The organism is Undibacterium sp. Xuan67W (genome assembly GCF_049340165.1).
Lineage (GTDB): Bacteria > Pseudomonadota > Gammaproteobacteria > Burkholderiales > Burkholderiaceae_D > Undibacterium.
On the sequence record NZ_JBMPPN010000003.1, the window covers coordinates 294,983 to 318,474 of the forward strand.

The following is a 23,492-nucleotide window of genomic DNA, read 5'->3' on the forward strand; positions in this document are numbered from 1 at the left end:
TCCCCCCTCGAATTCCGGTTCGGGGGCATGGCGTCACAACGCAGAACGATCAAACGAAAAGTGTGCCGAGTATGAAACCAGGTATGAAATTGAGTATGAAGCGTAGAAGTTTTTTACAAACCATGTCAGCTACCAGCCTGGCCCTGGCAAGCAGTGCACCGCTCAGTGTGATGGCGGCAGCGGCAAAACAAGATCCATGGAAGCAGGCGCAAGCCATTATTGATCGGGTGAGTAAGCCCTTAAAATTTCGTAATGAAGATTTTGTGATCACCCGCTTTGATGCACAGCCGTGTAAAACAATAGCGATCAGGGCTTGGGTTTCGTTCGTTGAAAAAGCCGCGATGCAGACGCCAGTATCCGGTGCGTACGATTGCTACCCTGCAATCAAGGCAGCGATTGCCGCTTGCCATCAGGCAGGCGGTGGTCGGGTCGTGATTCCGAAAGGTGACTGGTATTGTGCCGGGCCTATCGTATTGCGTTCAAACGTTCATGTGCATTTACAAGCGGGTGCCCATATTTACTTTAGTAATAATCCCGATGATTACGCGAAATATGGCAATTTTGATTGTGGTGCGAACGGAAAGTTATCGATCACTCGCTGGGAAGGCAATGACTGCCTGAATTTTTCATCACTGGTATATGCCCACGGCCAGAATAATATTGCCTTAACCGGCGAGGACTGGACCAGTATTTTAGATGGTCAGGCCGGAGTCGACTGGAATGAGCAGCAAGAGTGCTGGTGGTCTTGGAAAGGTCGGCAAAAACCGAGCAGTTCCGGTGATATCGCCGCTGGTGACGGTGCTCAGTATATTCCGCATCTCAAGGGCCGGACTGAAGAGTCAGTGAATCCAAATAACCCGACTTCGCTAGCTGCTATTGCGCCCCAACTCAGTGCCGAAGAAATAGCCATGATACAAGGTGAAGGCGATCGGTGGCGACGTGATTCGGCGTATTTGCGCGCCCTGGCAGAAGCGCGTGTGCCGCTAGAAAAACGCGTCTTTGGTCATGGACATTATTTACGTCCGCATATGGTGCAATTTATTAGCTGCACCAATGTCTTGTTTCAAGGCTATCAGACAACGAATACGCCGTTCTGGCAGCACAATCCTGTTAATTGCAAGAACATGCGCGTCGATCATATCTATGCAAATAGTATGGGGCCGAACAGCGATGGCTTCGATCCTGAATCCTGCGATCATGTACTGATAAACGGCTGCACGTTTAACACGGGTGACGATTGTATCGCTGTCGATTCTGGAAAAGGACCGGACATTCAATTTGGTCCTTCGCAAAATATCGTTATTCAAGAGTGCAAAATGCATAGCGGTCATGGGGCAATGACCTTCGGCAGTATCATGTCCGGCGGTATTCAAAACGTCTTTGCACAGAATCTCGTGTTTGAGAATAGTCACTGGAAGACAGATCCGCTGAATATCGCTATTCGTCTCAAGTCGAATATGAGCCGCGGCGGTTTCTTGCGCAACTTGCATATCCGTAATGTGACGATTCCTAACGGCATACGGACGACACCTGCTTTTTATTCGACTTTGCCAGGCTCCCTGATTCCGAATAAATCGGTTGCTACCTCAGCAGGTGGCGTTATCACGATTGATTGCGGCTACGATCCGAATAATGATAACGTCAGAACGCGTCCACCTGTGGTGTCGGATATTCATATTTCTAATGTGAAGGTCGCCAATGTGGAGACAAAGGACGGGCAATTTTCCTGCTATCAGGCGATTGTGATTCTTGGCCCGGTCAGCTCGGATTACAATGGAAAATCCCAGCCAGCGCCGGCGATTCTGCCGGTGACCAATGTTACGATCAGCGACTGTGATTTAGGCAATCCCGTGAATGCGGCTAATCCGTATTATCTCTATAACGTCAAGGGGTTAACCCTGAAAAACGTCAAGATCGGCAATACCGTTCTTAATAAAACACTGTCCGTCTAAATGTGGTGACGGGATTCTTGAAAGTCCGTTCAAGAATCCCTCTATCTACTTTACGATCATCGAGATCAATATGAAACTGTCAGTTTATGCAGCCACATTACGCTTCATTGCGGGTATGGCTGCCATATCCTTGTGCGCATGTCAAAGCAGCTCACCAATTAACTCATTCGCCAGCTCACTTAGCAACTCATCCGGCGCGTCTGCCGCTGCCGCAGAAAAACCAGCTCGCCTGATTTTAGTCGGTGACTCCACCATGGCGACTAGGAGCGGTTACGGTGACGCCCTATGCCAGACATTTACATCTAGTTTGACCTGTCTCAATCTCGCCAAGGGTGGTCGCAGTTCCGGTAGCTATCGCGCAGAAGGTTCATGGGAGCAGGTACAAAAATTATTGAAAGATAATGAAAGCTTTGCTCAGACCTATGTACTGATTCAATTTGGACACAATGATCAGCCTGGTAAGCCGGGACGATCAACCGATCTCGTGACTGAGTTTCCGGTCAACATGGCGCGTTATGTCGATGAGGTAAAAGCCACTGGCGCAACACCGGTGCTGGTTACGCCTCTGACACGCCGCAGTTTCCGTGATCAGGTATTACAAAACGATTTACGTCCCTGGGCTGAGGCCAGCATCCGGATTGCGCAATTCCGTCACATCCCTTGGATTGACCTGAATGCGATCAGCTACCGTGCCGTGCAGGCTATGGGTGAGGCAGAGGCAGATACTCTGGCGGTAGCACCGCCTGATGCAAGCACTGCTGCAACTGCGGTTGCAGTTGGAGTTACGGTTGCAACGAGTGCGGATCGCAGCAAAACCGAGCCAGCAGGTGCGGCGCGCAGTGCTTTTGACCGTACCCATGTCGGCAAAAAAGGCGCAGCTGTCTTTTCTGCCATGGTGGTGAAAGAATTACTTATCGTCGCACCTTCACTACGTGCCGACCTAAGCAGCGAGGTGAAGCCATGAGCAAAATGAATCAGAGTCAATTTTTTAATTGGACAAAATCTGCGGGCACATCACGCCATCTGACTATCTTGCTGGCGATGCTTGGTCTGAATATCGTATCCTCAGTAAATGCCCAGGACGCACGTCAGGTTAAAGAACCGGTGACGCCACTGGTATGCCGGGTATTGTCTGCACAGCAGAGTAGCCCAACCGTTACAACCAGCAGCTCCGTCACTAATGCCGTCAGCACCGTCAACGATACCGCCCGTATACAGCAGGCGATTGATCAGTGCAAAAGCGGACAGGCGGTTCGTCTTGCGAGTGCTCAAGCGCAGTCTGCTTTTTTATCCGGGCCATTGCAATTGCGTGGTGGTGTTTCTCTGATCATTGATGCAGATGTCACCTTGTTTGCTTCAAATAATCCCAAAGAATTTGATCGCGGTACATCGACATGCGGTAGTAACGACCAGCAAGGGCGAGGCTGCAAGCCTTTTATTTCCATCGATCAAACCAAATCCAGCGGTATTTATGGTGAGGGTATGATTGACGGTCAGGGCGGTAGCCGTATTCTCGGACAGGAAGAATCATGGTGGCAAATTGCCCGCCGCGCACAAAAAGAGAATAGCCGTCAGAACGTGCCGAGGCTAATAGAAATTAATCAGTCGCAAGATATCACTCTGCATAAAATTACTTTACGTAATTCACCGAATTTCCACGTGACGCTTAATCGTGTCGATGGCTTTACCGCATGGGGAATTCGTATCGACACACCGGCTACTGCCCGGAATACGGATGGTATTGATCCCATCTCTTCCCGCAATATCACAATCGCACACAGCTATATTCGTACCGGCGATGACAATATCGCGATCAAGGCAGGTAACAATGGTGTGACCGAAAATATCTCAATCTTGCACAATCATTTTTATACCGGACATGGCATGTCGATCGGTAGTGAAACAAATGGTGGGGTACGACATATTCTGGTCGATGACCTGACTATTGACGGAGCGACATCGGGTTTGCGTATCAAGAGCGATGTATCGCGCGGCGGCCTGGTTGAGCATGTCAGCTATAACAATGTCTGCATGAATAACGTCCGTGCGCCGATTGATCTGGATACGCACTACAACCGAAGTGCAACAGGCAGCCTGGTTCCTGAATACAGAGACATTTCTTTGTCTCATATCCATAGTGTGACACCCGGCCGGATTATTCTGCAAGGTCTTGATGCCCTGCATCCGCTGAAGCTGAAATTGCATGATGTAGTGATAGGTGGGATAGGTGGAATAGGTGGACGCAATGAAGATCAATCTACGACACAATTTGAGCATGTTCAGTTTGCCGGATTGGATGCCTCGCCCTCCGTCAATGTGAAGACGATGTTTTCCGGGGCATCAGACTACTCCTGCCAAGACAAATTCGTCACTTTTCCTGATGCTGCTGTCGTGAAGAAAAGACCGCAATTAGATGCGGTGCAGGCCAGGCAGTTTTCCCTTAACGAAGTGTTGAAATATACCGGCATCTCGGGTAGTGAGCGGATTGATCCATGGGATCCGCTTTCGCATCCAATTGCGGCAGTTGAGAACGTAAAGGCGGATTACATTGTTGATGCCAGCGCGCAGGAAGATCGCAAAAAAACCTTCAGACAAGTCCAGGCCGCAGTCAATCAGGCCGTGACAGGTTATGAAAAATCACCTCATCCAAACCAGCGTATCACTATCCTAGTCAAGCCAGGCCTGTATCAGGAGTTAGTCTATGTTCCCGCACTGGCAACGCCAATCACCTTACTTGGCCTGGATGCCGCGACGACCAAAATATCCGCCAACCTTGACGCAGCGCTGCCAGGTGCAACTTACATAAGCCAGTTTGGCGCACAGTTTGCACAGAGTCATCCGATGATCGTGGCAATGTACGACGCTATCAAAAGTAAACCCAGCTTAGGCACTTTTGGTACGGCGGTTCTATGGGTGAAAAATCCAGAGTTTGAAGCAAAAAATATTACGATAGAAAACGCCTACAACAAAGATAAAGGTAATGCGCGTGCAGAATGCCAGCCTGGCACCTGTCCGGATAACGGCGTTTATGCACAAATGCTGTTGGTGCATCATCAAGCGCTGGCTGTTATGTTGGATGGAGCTGATAAAGTTCACTTTGATCACGTCCGGCTGTTGGGTTTTCAAGATACCTTGTATATGCGCGCCCCCAGAGCTGGTGAAACGACGCGGAATTTTTTTCAGCATTCCTACATTGAAGGCGATGTCGATTTTATTTTCGGTGATGCGACCGCGTATTTTTATCAGTCCGAGATTAAATCTCTGGGTGACAGAAGCAGTTCCTATGTTGCCGCACCGAGTACGAATGTGAAGACCCGCTATGGATTTGTGTTCGATCAGTGCCGCTTTACGCACGATGGCAGTCCGTATGCGCTCGCGGGGAAGTTTTACCTGGCCCGCCAATGGTTTCATAACCAGAAATGTACTCCTTACGGTAGCGTACCGATTCCAGGCTATGCATGTGAGCCTGGCGCAGTGGACCAATACAAGCCGCCTAAAGGAACGATCAGCAAAACGACCCTGGAGACGGTAGGGAAAATGGTCGTCATGAACTCACGTATCGGTGTGCATATCAATGCCACACAACCTTGGTCTAACTGGAACAAAAATGGGACTTTGCCTTTCCGTCCCGCGCAATTTTCTTCAGATGATTACTGGAATAATCTGATCTCAGCCAACATTGATCCTGTCGGTCAGCTGGGCTACTCAGGAAAATGGATACCGGATAGGGTGTTTCTTGCAGAGTTCAATAATACGCAAGAGTAAGCAGGCGAGCGGACCGGACAAATCTCGAAAAAAATCGAACAAATAACTGAGACAAATTGGATGAAACAGATATCAGCAAAACAGCGGAGCCGACGCTCTTTTATGAAAGCATTATCAGCAACTAGTCTGGCGGTGGCCGGTTCAGGAAGCGTAGGGGTAATGGCGGCGACACCGGTCGCGGATCCCTGGCAAAAGGCGCAGGCGATCGTCGACAGACTTGCAAGGCGTGAGGCCTTTCGTGCCGTTGACTATGTGATCACTGACTTTGGTGCGGTCACCTGTCAACTCAGAAAAATCAACGCGTGGATTTCATTCGAAGAACAGGCCGAGATGGCGACGCCTGTTGCTGATGCCAGAGATTGTTATCTGGCGATAAAAAAAGCTATTACAGCTTGTCATGCCGCCGGAGGCGGACGTGTTGTAATCCCTGCCGGTAACTGGTTTTGTGCCGGTCCGATGGTATTGTTATCGCATGTGAATGTTCATCTGAGTGCGGGTGCGCACATTTATTTCAGCAATAATCCGGCCGATTATGCCAAGTACGGTGACTATGCATGCGGAGAAAATGGCAATCTCGTGATTTCTCGCTGGCAGAGCAATGATTGCCTGAATTTTTCACCGATGATCTATGCCTTCGGTCAGGATCATATTGCACTGACCGGCGATGACTGGACCAGTATTGTGGATGGCCAAGGCGGCGTTCCGTTTGATGAAAGCGGAGATTGCTGGTGGACCTGGAAAGGCAAACTGAAAACGGTCAATGCAGTGGCTGCGCAGGGTTCAACGCCAAATTACAAGAAGGGCAAAGCCTCAGAGAATACGGTTAGTCCACTCAATAATCCTGCGCTGGATCAGCTTGCACCACAGCTTGATCGTCAGTACATCAAGCGTATTCAGGGGGATGACGATCGCTGGCTGGCAGATGCCAATTATTTGCCAGCATTGTCCGAAGCAGGCGTTCCAACGGGTAAACGTATCTTTGGTCTGGGGCATTATTTGAGGCCGCCGATGATACAGTTTATTGGCTGCACCAATGTAATCATGAAAGGCTATCAGGTCACGAATACGCCTTTCTGGCAGCATCATCCTGTGCATTGTCGTAATGTCGTTATCGAGAATGTACTCGCCAAAAGCCATGGACCGAACAGTGATGGATTTGATCCTGAGGCTTGTGATCATGTGTTGATCGATACGTGTACGTTTGATTCTGGTGATGATTGTATTGCGATCAAGGCAGGTAAAAATCTGGATACACAATACGGTCCGTCACAGAATATTGTGATCCAGAATTGCACCATGCAAAGCGGTCACGGTGCCGTGACCTTAGGTAGTGAGATGGCGGGCGGCATACAGAATGTTTATGCGCAAAATCTTTTATTCGAAAATAGACACTGGAAAACGAATCCCCTGAATACGGCGATTCGGTTGAAGACCAATATGAACCGTGGTGGTTATCTGCGCCACTTTTATGTCAGGAATGTCTCCATTCCAAATGGTGTTCAAACCTCTCCGTCTTTTTATACCTCGCTACCTGGCTCACCGATACAATCTAAAACCGTCGCGACGGCTGCGGGTGCCATCATTACCTTCGACTGCGATTACGCGCCTGTCAGTGACAATGTCCGTACCCGCCCGCCTATGGTGTCGGATGTTCATATCTCAAACGTCACGGTAGGCAATGTACAAGCTCGGAGCGGCCAGTACTCTTGCTATCAGGCGATTGTGATACTGGGGCCAGTCGCCTCTGATTACAACGGCGATGAAAAATCACCGTTGATATTTCCAGTCTCGGATGTCACGGTCAGTGATTGTGATTTTGGTAGCCCCGTCAATAAAGAGCAGTTTTTTTACTTGTATAACGTAAAAGATTTGATGTTGAAAAATATTAAAGTCGGCGATAAAACCGTCAGTGCGGTTCTGTCGGCGTAGAGTAAATTTTGTTGAGGTTGAATGTAAAAAAACAGCAGAGAGTTCTGCTGTTTTTTTATGGGTGACTTAATAAAAAGTTTCACTAAATAGTGCGTAATTAATACGATAGAGTGGTAACACGGTTATCCGCTAAACGCAACCTCCGGCATACCTTGAACACCTGTGTGCGCAGCAACAATAGCCCCAGCTAGATCATCGCCGGCGGGTTTGCCTGCAGAGATTGAGGTGACATATAACGTGTCCATGTTATCGCCGCCGAAAGCGCACATAGATGGCTTTGTCATCGGTAAATCAATCTTTCTATCTAGTTTGCCCTCAGGGGTAAAACGCAGAATACATGAGGCGTCATTCCCACATATCCAGTAGCAACCATCGGTATCCATCGCCGCACCATCAGGGCGGCCTGGATAGTTGTTCATGTCAACGAATACCCTCCGGTTACTGGGAATGCCTTCATCAATGTCGTAGTCAAACGCCCAGATGCGTTGGCTGCTGGCATGAGAGTCAGACAGATACATGGTACGACCGTCCGGCGACCAGCATAGGCCATTTTGCACGATGAGATCAGATACGAAAGCCTCGGAAATGCCTTTGTCAGCGGTATAGCGGTACAAACATCCTTCGGCTCTTGCTGCAGCCATATCCAGAAACATGGTCCCACTCCAGAAACGGCCCTGACGGTCACAACGACCATCATTAAAACGGGTACCTGCTGGCATGTTTGCCGGACTGGCGAGCAGATGCTGAGTCGCAACAGCTGACGCATTTGGCTCATCACCCTCAGCAAGCTCAATACTAAATAGGCCAGTCTCCATACCTGCAATCAGCCCGCCGCTTTGCTTGAGACTGATACACCCTACCATCTGATCGACTTGCCAATGTCGAAGTGTTTTCGACTTTGAATCCCAGCGACCAATCGATTTAGCCGGGATGTCAACCCAGTACAATGCTGCTTGAGTCGCGTCCCAGACCGGACTTTCGCCGACGATGCAGAGTGTGTCCGTGATACGTTCTGTTGTAGTCATAAATGGCTTGGTATCTTAACGAGAAGCTAGTGTCATCTTGCCGTCGATTAGTCGCGTCAATTGCAGAGGGTTCGCATCGCTTAGTGCGTCAGGTAACAAATCTGCCGGGAAGTTCTGATAGCAGACAGGGCGTAAAAAGCGGTCAATTGCCGATGCGCCTACAGAGGTTGATCTGCTATCCGAGGTCGCCGGATATGGGCCGCCGTGAACCATGGAGTAGGCAACTTCAACTCCGGTAGGGAAGCCATTAAACAGGATTCGTCCTGACTTTCTTTCCAAAACTGGCAGAAGCTGTCTAGCGATGGCGTGATCTTCTGCTAACGCATGAATAGTCGATGTCAGTTGACCTTCAACATATTCTGCAACTCGCTTCATTTCCTCTGCGTCACGGCATTCAATGAATAAGGAGCTTGGACCAAAAATTTCCTCTTCCAGACTTGCTGTATTCAAGAATTGCTGTGCATTGCACAGGAACAGCTGTGCCTGAGCGGAGCAAGGATGTTCTTCGGTTTTTCCTTTTGCCAGATGCGTTACACCAGCCGTTTCCGCTAAACGATTGAACCCATCGACATAAGCCTGGTGGATGCCGGGCGTTAGCATTGTCGTCGGTATTTTTGTCCGAAGTATCTTGGATGCCGCATCGACAAAGCTGTCAAAGGACTCGCCGCGTATCGCGATGACCAGGCCGGGATTTGTGCAGAACTGTCCCGAGCCTAGTGTCAATGAGTCGACAAAACTCTGCGCCATACCCGCTGCATTCGCTTGTAAGGCCGCAGGCATCAGGAACACAGGGTTGATACTGCTCATTTCCGCATAGACCGGAATCGGTTCCTTGCGCTGTGCCGCTGCGTGTACCAAGGCTAGGCCGCCACGACGCGAACCGGTAAAGCCGACAGCCTTGATCGACGGATTGCTGACCAGGCTTTGGCCGATTTGATTGCCATTACCGATCAGCAGAGAGAAAACGCCCTCAGGCATGTGGCAATCTGCTGCTGCTTTCTGGATGACTTTGGCGATTAATTCCGAAGTGCCTAAATGTGCATTATGGGCTTTGACAACGACCGGACATCCTGCCGCCAGTGCCGACGCCGTATCACCTCCTGCTACCGAAAAAGCGAGGGGGAAGTTGCTTGCCCCAAATACGGCAACCGGTCCAAGTGCAATTTTGCGCAAGCGCAGGTCTGGGCGTGGTGGCGTACGTTCCGGCAAGGCAGAATCCAGCGTGACGTCCATATAATTGCCAGACCGCAGGACCTCGGCGAACAGTCGCAGTTGTCCGGCAGTCCGGCCTCGCTCGCCTTCCAGTCGCGCCATCGGGAGACCAGATTCACTTGCTGTACGTTCCAGCAATTCTGCACCGAGGGCAACAATACCATTTGCGATGGTTTCTAAAAATACGGCGCGCTGCTCTGGCGAAGTATCGCGAAACGCATCAAAAGCCTTGTCAGCTAATGCACATGCTTCTGCAACATCGGCCTCAGTTGCCATGCCGAAAGCAGGTTCGATTTCTCTGTTGAGTGAGGGATCGACTGCGTGAATACTGCCCGCGCTACCGAACAGACTACGTTGCCCGATGACCATTTCACCTTTGATGTGCATTACTGACTCCTTGTATTTCTGAAATTACCAGAACCCATTAATTGATGCAATGAGTTCTGGCGATGTTGATGTGTTACAGCGTAGTTCCGCAGATAATTCGGGCGCAGCGATTATTGTGCGCCCTGAGCAAGAATCAAGGCACGTAACTGTTCACTTTCCTCTGCGGTCAAATCTGTCAATGGACTACGCACGGGACCGGCATCATGTCCGACAAGTCGTGCACCGGCTTTGACAATGCTGACAGCATAGCCTGCTTTGCGATTACGTATTTCCAGATATGGCAGGAAGAATTCATCGATCAGACGATTGGTTGTTGCATGGTCGTCTTTGGCAATTGCATGATAAAAATCCATCGCCAGTTTAGGAACGAAGTTAAATACGGCTGACGAATAAACCGGCACACCAAGAGCTTTGTAAGCACCAGCAAAAATTTCTGCTGTCGGCAAGCCGCCCAGATAAGTGAAACGATCACCCATGCGGCGGCGAATCGACACCATCAACTCAATATCGCCGATACCGTCTTTGAAACCAATCAGGTTCGGGCAGCGTGCTGCAAGTTTTTCCAGTGAATCTGGCGTCAGGCGGCAAATTCCGCGATTATAAATAACGACACCGAAATCGACTGATTTGCAGACCGCTTCGACATGCGCGACCAGACCGTCCTGGCTCGCCTCAGTCAGATAATGTGGCAGTAACAAAATACCTTGTGCACCGATGCGCTCAGCTTCCTGCGCATACGCGATTGCACTGCGCGTCGCACCACCGGCACCGGCCAGAATCGGTACTTTGCCACGGCAGGTATCTACCGCAACTTGAATCACATCAGAGTATTCATTCGGCGTCAGAGAAAAAAATTCACCCGTTCCACCCGCCGCGAACAATGCGCTGGCGCCGTAAGGGGCCAACCATTCCAGACGTTCGGCATAGGTGCTCGCTCTGAAATTCCCTTGTTCGTCGAAATCTGTCACTGGGAAAGAGAGCAGGCCAGCCGACATGATGGTTTTGAGGTCTTGGTGATTCATGGTTTCTCCATTAGGCAAAAAGGTATTGGATGGTTTTTATCGATTTGTGAATTTAGTGATACGTCATCGTACAACTAAAACTTCAGTTGAACAAGTATTTATTCGAGGATTTTGTACTTCGGGGATTTGTGGTGTTTATTTGTCGGTGAACTGGCGTGACTGAATCAGAGCTTGGTACAGAGGTGAAGATTACAGGCAGAGAAATATTGACAGTGAGGCGCGTGGTGAATGCGAATGAGGTTTTGGGAGGTTATTTAAAACCGAATCCGCAATCCCAATGCGCCTCTTGGCACGAAAGGCCTTGGAAAGCCGCATCTAGCTTGCGGATTCATATTGGAACTTACTAATAACTCTGCAAATACCAGCAAGCTGCTTCCGCTTTAAGCATGTTTTATTAGAATAAATTTACATAGTGGCAGAACTGGCTAGCAATCAGGCGCGCGCTGATTCCATCAGGTCATGTGCTTTTCTGAGGCGTTCGCGGCTATTGCTGAGGTGTGTGCGCATTGCGGCACGTGCTGCTTCTGGATCTTTGCGCAGAATAGCGTCGTAGATATCTTCATGCTCGCGATTGACGCGCTCCAGATATTTTTCGGCGTCGTCCTGCACCAGGCTGGCAGTATTGAGTCGAGCCCTAGGAATAATGGTGTTGCCGAGATGGCTCAGGATCTCAACGAAATAGCGGTTCTCGGTCGCCTGGGCGATCAGCAGATGGAATTGGACGTCGGCATCAACCGAGCTGTTTTCGGTATTGGTTTTATTTTGCATCGCCTTGAGTGCATCATGGATCGCCACCATCTGTTCGTCAGTGCGACGGGATGCTGCGAGCCAAGCCGCTTCTGTTTCCAGGCTGATGCGCAATTCGAGCACGGCTAAGACATCACGCATTGTGAGCATGGTATCGGCAATTTTGCCTAAATTCGCACTGGCCTGATCCAGAATGAATGTACCAATGCCGTGCCGTGTTTCTACCAAGCCAGATGCCTGTAAATGGGAAATCGCCTCGCGCACGACGGTGCGGCTGACGCCGTGCATTTCCATAATCGCCGATTCGGTCGGCAGCTTGTCGCCGGGTTTGAGGCTGCCTATCTGGATGTTGTGACTAATATTCTCAATCACTCCCTGCGCGAGATTTCTCTGCTTCTTTCTTTGGACTGGAAGTGCTAGTGCGGGAGTGGTATTTGTCATGTTCCGGAGCGATCAACGGAGGTTGATAAGTGAGTGATTCGCTGCATTATACCTGCGTGCGTCATTGATTTGCTGTTTCCGCTGGCCTTGCTCATATGGCGATTCAGGTATTGTCCCTCGCGTCCGGAATGTGGTTTTACTGCTAGTCTGAACGGGGCTCAGACTAGCGAATGGTACTCCCATGATTGGCTTGACGACGACTGATTACGATTAAAGATCCGTAATTTCTTTGTAACGCGGAACCAGTAATTTCATGACTGACCAGGCAATAAGATAGGCCAGCGCACAGCCAGAAAACATGATGGTATAGCCGGTCTGAATTTGACCAAGTGCTCCGTAATAGTCAAACAGCCAGCCGCCTATTTTTGACACCAGTACACCGCCCAGGCCACCAGCCATGCCGCCGATGCCCACAACGGAGGCGACGGAGTTTTTTGGAAACATATCCGACACCGTCGTGAACAGATTGGCCGACCATGCCTGATGCGCCGATGTGCCTATACCGATCAGTAATACGGGTACCCAGTAGCTCAAGTAGCCCAATGGTTGTGCCAGCAATACCACCAGCGGGAACAGGGCGATCACCAGCATCGCTTTCATGCGACCGTCATACGGAGAATGTCCGCGATTGATAAAAATAGTCGGGAACCAGCCGCCACCGATACTGCCTATCATCGTCATGCTATAGAGCACCGCCAGTGGCAACGTGATCTCAGTTTTTTGCATACCGTATTGGGCGGATAGGTACTTAGGAAGCCAGAATAAAAAGAACCACCAGACGCCGTCGGTCATGAACTTGCCGAATACAAATGCCCATGTTTGCTTATACCCGAGCAAGGCTAGCCAGGAGACTTTTTTACCTGAATCCGCTATTGCCGCTGTTGTAGTAGCCGACCCGGTCGTAGCGCTGCCGGTGGATGCGTCGGTTTCATTGATGTAGTTCAGTTCGGCTGCCGACAGGCGCTTTTGTTCTTCGGGTTTGTCGTAGTAGATCCACCACGCCAGCATCCAGATAAAACCAATCGCACCGATACCGATAAATGCTGATTGCCAGCCCCATTTTTCGGCAATCCAGGGCACCAGTAATGGCGCAAGAATGGCACCGATATTCGCGCCGGAGTTAAAAATACCGGTCGCAAATGAGCGTTCTCTTTTGGGGAAATATTCTGCCGTTGCTTTAATCGCCGCAGGAAAATTCCCTGCCTCACCCAGCGCGAGAACTGCCCGTGACAACATGAAGCCGGCAACGGAGACAGACACCGCGGCGATGCCGAATGAACTGAGCATTTGAGCGATCCCACTTCCCATTGGGATTGAGTAGGCATGCATGATCGCGCCGACAGACCAGATGCTGATTGCCAGAACAAACGCCTGCTTGGTACCGATCTTATCGACCACACGTCCGGCGAATAACATGGAGATTGCATACACGAACTGAAATACCGCCGTGATATTCGCATAATCGGTATTACTCCACCCAAACTCCTTGGAGAGGTCCGGGGCAAGCAAGCTCAGTACCTGTCGATCCAGATAATTCACAGTGGTTGCAAAGAAGAGCAAGCCACAGATGGTCCATCGATATTTTCCTAGCGCTTGCGAATTCATAGTCATACCTGATCCTGATGTTCTGCTATTGAGATAAGAGCTTGCGAAAATCTCATTACGTTTGACAATCTAATGTACCAGTTGCCGGATGATCATCTCAGTACCAGACCATGCCGCAACAAACTGGCGTTTTTTCAGAGGCAGGCGGTGTACTCAGCCTCTGCTTGCTATGTGTTTGCAGTTAACTTGTTAATGAACTGTTGCTTGAGACGAACGCTCTGGAGTCGGTACCGACAGGCTCGACGCAATGCGTCGTTAGAAAGAGGTAATTCAGCATACAGTCTCCAGTTTTTAATGAGGTGCAATATTACTTGCCCATCGTTTTATTTATACGTTATCGTACAACTTATATTCCTGAAGTGCAAATAAATCTGATGCAGATGAATTACGGCCATGAAGACTAAAGCCACGGTGGGCGTACAAATGCAGATCAGTCGTTGCTATTGGATAAGTTCAGGCAAATTTAGGCAAGCCCGGGTAGACAAGATCAGTCAGGCGAATTGAAGTCAACAAATTCAAACAACCTGCTCAGGGTTAGTCTCTGAGGATGACAACCTAAGTAATCGCTGGCGCGATACTTTTTTAAAGAGAGCAATTTATGCTGATCGTTGTACGGTTGCCGCTAATCCTGATAAGCGGCTTAATCGCTGTCATGGCTGGATGTCAGTATTTACCGGTATCACAAGCGGAGCATCGCGGGCGGGTATCTTCGGTAAGTACGGAGGACAGCTACACCAATCCGGTTATTCATGCCGATTATTCCGATCCTGATGTGATCAGAGTCGGAAGCCGTTACTACATGACTGCATCGAGTTTTAACAACGCACCCGGGCTACCGTTACTGCAATCTGACGATATGGTGTCCTGGGAATTGGTCGGACATGCTCTGCCTGGTTTGTTGCCCGGCGATATATTTGCCACGCCTCAGCATGGCAAAGGCGTGTGGGCACCCTGTTTGCGTTATCACGACAATCAATTCTGGATTTTTTATCCGGATCCTGATGCGGGCATTTATGTCATGACTGCACACCATTTCAGCGGACCCTGGACCAAGCCAAGTCTACTTCTTGCGGGAAAGGGGCTGATTGATCCCGCGCCTTTATGGGACGATGATGGTCATGCCTACCTCTTACATGCATGGGCAAAGAGCCGCGCTGGATTTAATAATGTATTGACGTTGCGCCGTATGAGCTGGGATGCCAGTCGCATCACGGACGATGGCGGCAAGTTGGTTATCGACGGCAACGCACTCCCGCATTACAAAACGCTGGAGGGGCCTAAATTCTACCGACGTAATGGCTATTATTATGTCTTTGCCCCTGCCGGTGGCGTGGAGGACGGTTGGCAATCAGTGTTCAGGGCAACGCATGTCGATGGTCCTTACGAAGATAAGATTGTGATGCAGCAGGGCACATCGTCAGTCAATGGGCCACATCAGGGCGCATGGGTACACAATCAGGACGGCACAGACTGGTTTTATCATTTTCAGGACAAGCGGGCTTACGGTCGGGTTGTCCATTTACAGCCCATGATCTGGAAAGACGACTGGCCAGTGATAGGCCAGGATCTGGCTAACACCGGTATCGGCGAACCAGTAGCCAGCTACGCCAGACCGCTGGCTGCGCAAGCTAAAACGACTGTGCCAATCCCGACGACCGACGAGTTCTCAGAGCCGCATCTGGGTTTGCAATGGCAGTGGAACGCCAACTCGCGGGCAGAGTGGTTTTCGCTCGCGGCGCGACCCGGACATTTAAGGCTCTATACGCAATTTTTTGATACGGATGCAGGCCAGCCGAATCTGTGGAATAGCCCATCATTGTTGCTGCAAAAATTACCAGCTGAGAACTTCGTAGTCGATGTCAAACTGGATCCCCATCGTTTGCCCAATGGCGGAAGCAGTGGCGTGCTGATGTTGGGATTAAATTATGCATGGCTGGGTGTAACGCGTCGCCATGGTCGCAATGAAATTGTCTTGGTCAGTTGCGATAAAGCAGATCAATTGGGTCGTGAAAAAATCAACGAGAGTCATGCAGCAGATGACGCTCCCATCTATTTACGAATGGCGGTAACAACCGGTGGCATGGTGCAGTTTTCTTATAGCCTGGATCAGCAGACGTTTATCTTGATTGGTACGCCCTTCAAGGCGACTATGGGGAGATGGGTCGGTGCGCAGATGGGTTTGTTCAGTGTTGTTCAGGTAAGCCTTGTATCAACAAGCAACTCACCAGAGCATTTTGCCGACATTGATTATTTTCGGGTACAAGTGAAATGAGTCTGCATTAGCGAGGACTCAAACGGCATCTGGAATACTCCATGAAGACATTGACATTACTAAGAGTGCCAGGCAGCTGGATCAAAAAAGATAGTGGATGTTCACTTAAGTGTGAATCCACTATCTTTGTTATTGCCGGATCATGGACGGATTATGGATGCCAGCTAAATATTGTCAGATCAAGGATTTCTTTTCGCGATCTCGTTACCCAGGTAGCCACCTCCCGCAGCACCGGCAATCGTTGCCAGCGTGCGACCATTTCCGCCACCCACCTGATTACCTAACAAGCCACCGATGACCGCGCCTATGCCGATACCGAGGGGACTATTCGGACTATTAGGATTGTTGCGAGCGACGGGTGCCTGTGTTGAGGACATTGGATTTGGGTAGCCTGAGTTGCCCTGTTCAAGCTGCTGATTCGACGCTACATACGATGCAGGATGCAAATGGCGTGACGGATGTACGACATGTGCAGTGCGCGCGCTTGGTGCACGCTGTGGCGTCTCATATTGTGGCTGTGCTGCTGCCTGAGCTAATGGTGTGATTGCGGATGCGCTAGCAGGCAATACAGCAGGCGCTACGGATCCATGTGAGTTCGGCAACAGCCCTGTAATTGCGGCAGCGCCCAGCAAGCTGACCAGGATCACCGATCCTGCGGCGGTCGCGACGATAGGGTGAAGGCGATTTACTGTGCGGCTCGTTTCCATGTTGATCTCCATTTGATGACAAGTTTCATACTTGTAGTCACATAACGCACTCGCATCGATAAATACCGACAGCGTAATTGTTTCAGTCGTAATCAAATGTAAGCAGATACGGAACGATGGCGCAGCTATTCGTTATAAAATGTTGCATCTGCAAAAAACTCTCTACAAAAAATATACCCATTATGCGAAGGCTCGCCCAGACAAAGCGCTCATTGCAAGCGCTTATTTTTGCCCTACTCGCACAGGCATCGAATCAGGCCATGTGTGACGAGGGCATCGCAGAACATGTTGACAGGGCAGCTAGGGAACCGATCGGTATTGAAGCCGGATATGTGTATACCCAAGGTAAGTACTCCTCCACAGTCGAGAGCAAAAGTACGGTAAAGAATCTGACCTTGTCATGGACCGCATTTGACATGGACTTTCAGTTCACAACACTTTATCTTGAGCGGACGGCACCTGCCGGTACCATTATCGCCCGAGTGAAAAAAGTGATTACAGTCACGCCGCGCATCGTCTCCTCTTCCGGTGCTGGTGATCTTAGCCTGTCAGTCAATAAAGAAATATTCACCGATCCGGCAACCGCTATTGCGGTGAATGCTGTTGGTGAAATGAAGATAGCCACCGCAGATAGCGCAAAGGGACTTGGTACCGGTAAGAATGACTATACCGTTGGACTGACCGCCAGCTATCCGTTTGAAACCGCAGTCGTTAGCGGCGGCGCGAAATATTCTGTTCTGGGTGATCCGGGAAAAATCAAAGTCAACGGTATCGTAGAAGATATCCGTTTTAATAATATCTGGTCCGGCTATTTCGCATTCACTACCGAACTGACATCCAGAAGCAATGCCACATTCAGCTTTAATATGGCGCAACCTTCGGGAACTGCCACCAATTATTACCAGGTACTGGAACTCGCCACGTCATACCGATTCAGCGAGGCTGCAAGCGTGCGGATATTCACGTCAAAAGGCACCAATCAAAATAGTCCTGACTGGAGCGCAGGGTTGGTGTTATCGGGAAATTTTTGAGTTCCTTCTCAAGCTGCGGGTACCGGTCAACGCGAATACCCTCCCTTTTTCTTCGAACCTGCGCGCAAAACAAGCGGCTTACGATCTCCAGCCTGAATGTGTAAATCAAGCATGTGTTGCAGAATCCTATCTGCGATAAATTCCGTGTCCGGTTGCCATTTATATCTCTGGTATCGCGCTTAACTTCGCTGCTGTATCAAGGGCGAACAAGGCGTCGGCAATTATTTTTTGCGCATTTTCACCATTACCGGCAGTCGCCGCAACAATCAGACGTGCACTCAGGCAAAGACGTAAGGCACTGACAGGGGGTTGTTGGTTACGTCCGATCATCACTGGTTGACCGAGCTGGATTCGTCGGTCTTGTTGCTGTAATTGCCGGTATACGTGAAGGGTTTGACTTTGATTAAGCAAGCAACCTGAGCTATCTTTTAGCAGAAAAGAAAAAATGCTGGGAAATCGATCCCATGACAGTGCAGTATTGAGGATGACGCGATCTGGCCATATCACCGGTAACAACACTAAGTGACTCTGCTGCTGAAAATAGGCTTGTATGCCGTCACAGAACTGAAAAAGAAATTTACAAATAACAGGTTCGGGTACGGCCCGGAACGCGCGCAATTCGGACAGGGCGGCGACCCACCGGAGCAACAATCCGTAGTTCGCTTTTCTGTTTAAATTGTCTGCGCCAGTCCAGTCATGTGGCCAGTCTGCGCGGCTAGAGTAGGCACCTAAGGCCGGTGACAATGGCAGTTGCCGCAATTTGTTTCGCAGACACGGAGGAATAAAGAGTGCCCCCGAAAAACTAGGACCTCCGATGAATTTTGAACCTGTCACGGCGACCATAAAACCTAGCCGCAAATAGCCATGCAAACTGACATTAGAAATTCGGAATTGGCAGGCATCTACCATGACAGAAAGATGATCCGGGTATTCGCGTTGTAGTTGAACGGCGAGGCCGATTGACGGGCCTAACATCCCTGTTTTTGTCACATCGGTGAGTATCAACATGACTCGCTGACATTTCGCGATCGCATGCTTCACCAACACCTCGATCTCAGCATCAACATGAGTGAGTTCTCTGGCGGTACCGTCAATATGCCGGATAGACACCGTGCGCAACTCAACAGGAAATGCGCCATCGATTTGCTGACCGGAATTGACCTGAATTCCCAGTGCAGAAAACTGGCTAAAGTGTTTGCCGCTTAACGCATCGGGAACCGCACTTCCTGTTTCAGCCGGTTCGACCATGATGATAAGTGCCGCTGCTTCTGGTTCGTCCTGTGCTTTAGGTGCTTTCTTTCCATTCGTATTCGATTGCGACGCCATTAATTGCGCGGCGATTAAATGCAAATCCGTTCCTGATGCAGCGAACACAATATCAGTACCAGAGACATCCGCAATGTAGCGCTCATCACCGGCAGGCAATGCCAGGTCACACAGACATTTCAGTTCTTGTCGTACTTCCTCGATTGCTGCCGCATAAGCTTGGTAGGCTCCAGCGTTTTGTTCTGCGGCCAGTATTTTCTGATAGCGCTCTTCTGCTTCCTGATACGCGATGATTGAAATCGTTGATGCTGTCGCCGAGCCAAACGGCAGCGACTCCGGATCTGGTGTGACACCGTAGCCATATTTATTGCGACCATTTTCTGCGAGTGAAATTCTTTTGTCGCCACCCTCCGTGAGAAGTTGTGCAAAGTCTGATATTGCTATCGTGTTAGTCGACATAAGAATTTTCCGGCTTGTCCACGTTAGCCTTGATACGCCGGAGACATGGAGGCCGTTTTAATCAGTAAATCTCTAAAGGCCGAGAACAGCTTTTTCATGGGACCCTGTTTATACGGGAACATATCGACCGGATCCATGGCATGGACAATCATGTCGCTATCGACTTCGAAGATCAACAGTTTTCCATCTGGCGTTTCGCCGCAATCTATCCCAACATAATCCAGGCCAAGACGTTGATAAATTTCGTCAAACGCCGTAGCGTGACGAACGCTGAAATCCTCATCGAAGCTCTCCATAAAACGTGCTTCCTCCGCACGTTTTTCCGTACTTTCGGTCATGCCTGCGTTCAAATAATGGATCATCCAATGTGTCGATATACCCATGTGAGAGATGAACGGTTTTCCGTCGATCAGGATAATGCGATATTTTCTAAATTGACCGTCAGCGCTGCGATAATCGACAAATTTTGCAATATAAAATTCTTCACTTGGAATCGCCTGCAGATAGTCCGGTATATCGTCTGGCGATAAAATTTTACGCAGTCCCTGACCGGCATGAGATCCGAGCGGGCGAACGATCACCGGAAAATCAACGCCCTCCAGAATCGCGTCCACTTTCGCACGGCCTGATCCTAGTTGCTCTACAGTCTCGCGGCTAATACGCGCAGAGCCGGGCATTGCGACACCCGCCGCATCCTTTAATACGATACTGGCGCGGTCACGACCCAGATTCGTAATGAGTGCTGGCACGTTGATGACAGGTGTCGGCCAGGCTTGAATAATTTCTTGCAAGTCCATCAGCAAATGATGTTTGTCATCAGCTTCACCAACGGCGACAAACATCACGTCATGTTCCGGCAGTTCAGCCAGCGCAGGAATGCCAGCGCCGACGTACAGCATATCCAGTGCAATATCAGAGTTTTCGATCAAAAATTCTAGAGGCGTATTCGCCATCAAATCGCCATCGGTCATCAAGGCAAGTAAGCGAACCTTGGGTTTGCCGCTTGCTGGAATAGAGTAAAGCGGCTGCAGTTTCAGCGCCTCCATTTGTGCGGACAGTGCCTCTTCACGATGTCCAAGTAGCATAAGTACCGTAGCCAGATTCATCAGGGCATGTGCATCTTCAGGATGCTCCTGAGAATACTGAATTAATTCTGCGCATAAGGGTTTGAGATCCTCATCGGCAAAAGCTCTTCGCATCAGGGGGGCAAGCCCCATCAATTTGCTCTGTTGTCCCGCACTGGACATGGTTGAGCTGATTCCGCTGGCAGTTGTCATATTAGTTCTCGCCTGATTTTTGAATTTGGTCGCCAAATGTGATCGTTGCATTGATGAGCGCATCGATTTCAACGACGGTGGTTCTGTGATTGACGATCGCCGCACGAATCGCCAATTGCTGATGGATGAGAGTGGTCGATGGCGCGGCAATACCTGATTCTTGCAATTTCACGGCAATGTTGGCATTGAGTGCATCAATCACGTGGTCGTCACTCTGGTCTGCGGGGAGATATCGGAAACAAACGATATTGAGAGCCACGGGCGCTAATAATTCTAATTGAGGCGTCGCTTCGATTTTGGTTTTGAGATACTGAGCGAGTTCGCAGGTATGAGCGATCATCTCTCCAAGACGGTCGGTCCCATAGACTTGCAGGGTAAACCAGGTCTTAAGCGCACGAAAGCCCCGTGATAAGTCCGGGCCAAAGTCACAGGGCCATGGAGAGCCTCCCGCTAAGCCCTTGCTCTCGCGTCGTAAATAGCTCGCCGGAGTTGTAAACGTCGCCGCATGCGCAGCGCTGTCTTTCATCAGGATAAAACCTGCGTCGTAAGGAACCTGTAACCACTTGTGGAAATCAAAGGCAATCGAGTCGGCGCGCTCTATACCGGTCAGACGACGCGCAATTGCGGGAGACAGCTTACCCAGTGCACCGTAGGCGCCGTCGATATGGAACCACAACTTCTCAGCCTGCGCGACGTCCGCAATGGCATTCAAGTCGTCAATCGCACCCACATCGACTGAGCCCGCTGTACCGACGACTAAGAATGGTGTGTAGCCAGACGCTATGTCGTCTTGTATTGCGATCTTTAATGCGGTTACATCCATTTCAAAGCGGCTGTTCATCGGGATGCGTCGTAGGGCATTTCTTCCCAAGCCTGCCAGATCCATTGCTTGTGCAACACATCCGTGTGCGCCGCTTGAGGTATAGGCGACTAATTTTTGTGGAAAGGCGCTCAAACCCTGCTGCCTTACCTCAACTCCGAGGGCCACCGCGCGCGCGACCAGCACGGCGATGAAGTTGGCCATGGATGTTCCAGTGACAAACAAGCCGCTTGCTGTCTCAGGAAAGTCGAAAAGGCTGCTGACCCAGCGTGTCACCTGGCGCTCGACCTCAATCGGAATCTGATCGCGACCGCCTAGATTGGAATTGAGTCCGGCGGCAAGCATCTCTGCCACTGTCCCGACGGGATTGCCGCCACCATGCACCCATCCCATAAAACCGGGATGGCTGTTGCCGACTGTATAAGGCAATACATTGTCCATGAACTGTTGGTGTACATCGGACAATTCACTCCCTGTACCAGGTAGCTTGGTCTGAAATTTTGCCCTCACTTCCTCAGGTATCACCTGCCATACTGGGCGCTCGCGGATGTGTTCAGCATAATCCAGAATATCATCCAGCATTCGATGACCCTGTGCACGTAAGGCTTCCCAGTTATCGGGGTCTAGCGAGGTCTTTTTTACCGTCATTCAATATCCCAACTCCTGAAAAATATCTGTGCATGATCCAAAAAGCATGCGTATTTCTTGCTTATATTTGTTCATAGTATGAGTGATCGCAAGCGAATGCAAATGCGGAATAAGCTGTAGTTTGTCGCTTTATATTAAGCGATCAGTGCGGTGAAGACGCTGATACTCAGTGCCGACTAGCTAACAGGTTGGATAAAGAATTTTAGTGATTCAACATCCAGGTGCTACTCCAGTCAGGTCTTGGAGTGCGATTTTTTCTTCTGAATCTTGTACCAATTTTTTTAGATATGTTGAATCTGAAATTTGTAGTGTAGCTGTTGCAGGAGAATTTGTGTCATGGTTATAAATCTGAAGTGTCTTAAGATTTCTCCATTGTTGAGCCGGAATTTCTATCTCAAATTGACGAAAAAATTCACATTTTGTGAGTAACCCAAACTGGGCTTTAGTATTTATGTGAACAATACCTTGCGAGCTGCCATTTACTGTAAGGTAAGGATGAGTGAACGATCCTGAGCCGTAAAAAAGCGTGCGTACGACGACACGAAGTTTTCCATCGCGTATAAAAACCTGTGTAAGGTCTTTGATTGGCTCTTGTTTTGCATTGATTGAGTCGAGTGAACCAGTGCTTGACACCAAATGCAAGGGAGTGCCGCTAAGGTGGGCGATAAGTTCATCGTTGAATTGGCATCCGCCAAAAATTAGAACGACTAGAGTAAGTAGTGTGGTTCTTTTTCGCACGATATTTCGATTAAACAAGCTAATTGATTAATGTTAGATTGGTTCGTGTCCTTTGGATAGAATGAACTTCCCAGACTTTACTAGACACTTTGAAGCCTCTGGAAATAAGCGTCTTCATATTTGACGGGCGATAGTCCGCCGTTGTGTGAATGACGTTTGATTGGATTGTAAAACATCTCGATAAAATTA

The 23,492-nt window shown here is 49.6% G+C and carries 16 protein-coding genes and 1 pseudogene; 7 read left to right on the forward strand and 10 right to left on the reverse strand.

Going from position 1 to position 23,492, the window contains the following annotated elements; genetic code table 11:
- Positions 1 to 95 precede the first annotated feature (95 nt).
- The 5 genes and pseudogenes from ACO0LE_RS04425 to ACO0LE_RS04445 all read left to right on the forward strand — a co-directional run bounded on the left by ACO0LE_RS04425 (position 96) and on the right by ACO0LE_RS04445 (position 7,646).
- On the forward strand, positions 96 to 1,952 hold the full coding sequence (locus tag ACO0LE_RS04425) for a glycoside hydrolase family 28 protein (protein ID WP_422959200.1): 1,857 nt from the start codon (positions 96 to 98) through the stop codon (positions 1,950 to 1,952).
- Between the two features lie 70 nt (positions 1,953 to 2,022).
- A complete protein-coding gene (locus ACO0LE_RS04430) occupies positions 2,023 to 2,916 on the forward strand; it encodes a rhamnogalacturonan acetylesterase (protein ID WP_422959201.1) in 894 nt (297 codons plus the stop codon).
- Positions 2,917 to 2,993: 77 nt separating this feature from the next.
- Positions 2,994 to 4,169 (forward strand): annotated as a pseudogene (locus tag ACO0LE_RS04435) (glycoside hydrolase family 28 protein); the annotation flags it as partial.
- A gap of 819 nt (positions 4,170 to 4,988) precedes the next feature.
- A complete protein-coding gene (locus ACO0LE_RS04440; protein WP_422959226.1) occupies positions 4,989 to 5,717 on the forward strand; it encodes a pectinesterase family protein in 729 nt (242 codons plus the stop codon).
- Between the two features lie 102 nt (positions 5,718 to 5,819).
- Entirely contained in the window at positions 5,820 to 7,646 is a 1,827-nt protein-coding gene (locus ACO0LE_RS04445; RefSeq protein WP_422959202.1) for a glycoside hydrolase family 28 protein, read from the forward strand.
- Between the two features lie 122 nt (positions 7,647 to 7,768).
- Here the strand turns inward: ACO0LE_RS04445 and ACO0LE_RS04450 are convergent, their stop codons facing one another.
- From ACO0LE_RS04450 to ACO0LE_RS04470, 5 genes are all read right to left on the reverse strand, one after another.
- Entirely contained in the window at positions 7,769 to 8,671 is a 903-nt protein-coding gene (locus ACO0LE_RS04450; RefSeq protein ID WP_422959203.1) for an SMP-30/gluconolactonase/LRE family protein, read from the reverse strand.
- A gap of 15 nt (positions 8,672 to 8,686) precedes the next feature.
- Positions 8,687 to 10,270, reverse strand: a complete 1,584-nt coding sequence (locus tag ACO0LE_RS04455) for an aldehyde dehydrogenase (NADP(+)) (protein WP_422959204.1) — start codon at positions 10,268 to 10,270, stop codon at positions 8,687 to 8,689.
- Between the two features lie 110 nt (positions 10,271 to 10,380).
- Positions 10,381 to 11,292 (reverse strand): 5-dehydro-4-deoxyglucarate dehydratase, encoded by a 912-nt coding sequence (gene kdgD / locus ACO0LE_RS04460; protein WP_422959205.1) that lies wholly within the window; start codon positions 11,290 to 11,292, stop codon positions 10,381 to 10,383.
- 432 nt (positions 11,293 to 11,724) lie between these two features.
- A complete protein-coding gene (locus tag ACO0LE_RS04465; RefSeq protein ID WP_422959206.1) occupies positions 11,725 to 12,480 on the reverse strand; it encodes a FadR/GntR family transcriptional regulator in 756 nt (251 codons plus the stop codon).
- 210 nt (positions 12,481 to 12,690) lie between these two features.
- Entirely contained in the window at positions 12,691 to 14,085 is a 1,395-nt protein-coding gene (locus tag ACO0LE_RS04470) for an MFS transporter (protein ID WP_422959227.1), read from the reverse strand.
- 598 nt (positions 14,086 to 14,683) lie between these two features.
- Between ACO0LE_RS04470 and ACO0LE_RS04475 the strand changes: the two genes are divergently transcribed.
- The gene (locus tag ACO0LE_RS04475; protein WP_422959207.1) at positions 14,684 to 16,357 is read left to right on the forward strand and encodes a glycoside hydrolase 43 family protein; all 1,674 of its coding nucleotides are present in this window, start codon (positions 14,684 to 14,686) and stop codon (positions 16,355 to 16,357) included.
- A 179-nt stretch (positions 16,358 to 16,536) separates the two neighbouring features.
- Here ACO0LE_RS04475 and ACO0LE_RS04480 read toward each other — a convergent pair whose 3' ends face one another.
- Positions 16,537 to 17,064: a glycine zipper 2TM domain-containing protein gene (locus ACO0LE_RS04480; RefSeq protein WP_422959208.1), complete on the reverse strand. Its 528-nt coding sequence runs from the start codon at positions 17,062 to 17,064 to the stop codon at positions 16,537 to 16,539.
- A 182-nt stretch (positions 17,065 to 17,246) separates the two neighbouring features.
- Between ACO0LE_RS04480 and ACO0LE_RS04485 the strand changes: the two genes are divergently transcribed.
- Positions 17,247 to 18,095: a hypothetical protein gene (locus ACO0LE_RS04485; RefSeq protein WP_422959209.1), complete on the forward strand. Its 849-nt coding sequence runs from the start codon at positions 17,247 to 17,249 to the stop codon at positions 18,093 to 18,095.
- A 159-nt stretch (positions 18,096 to 18,254) separates the two neighbouring features.
- Here ACO0LE_RS04485 and ACO0LE_RS04490 read toward each other — a convergent pair whose 3' ends face one another.
- From ACO0LE_RS04490 to ACO0LE_RS04505, 4 genes are all read right to left on the reverse strand, one after another.
- Positions 18,255 to 19,820, reverse strand: a complete 1,566-nt coding sequence (locus ACO0LE_RS04490) for a hypothetical protein (protein WP_422959210.1) — start codon at positions 19,818 to 19,820, stop codon at positions 18,255 to 18,257.
- A 23-nt stretch (positions 19,821 to 19,843) separates the two neighbouring features.
- Positions 19,844 to 21,097: a RimK family alpha-L-glutamate ligase gene (locus ACO0LE_RS04495; RefSeq protein WP_422959211.1), complete on the reverse strand. Its 1,254-nt coding sequence runs from the start codon at positions 21,095 to 21,097 to the stop codon at positions 19,844 to 19,846.
- Between the two features lies 1 nt (position 21,098).
- Positions 21,099 to 22,565, reverse strand: a complete 1,467-nt coding sequence (locus ACO0LE_RS04500) for a pyridoxal phosphate-dependent decarboxylase family protein (protein ID WP_422959212.1) — start codon at positions 22,563 to 22,565, stop codon at positions 21,099 to 21,101.
- A gap of 210 nt (positions 22,566 to 22,775) precedes the next feature.
- Positions 22,776 to 23,303 carry a hypothetical protein gene (locus ACO0LE_RS04505; RefSeq protein WP_422959213.1) on the reverse strand — a complete coding sequence of 176 codons (528 nt, stop codon included), beginning with the start codon at positions 23,301 to 23,303 and terminating at the stop codon, positions 22,776 to 22,778.
- Positions 23,304 to 23,492 lie beyond the last annotated feature (189 nt).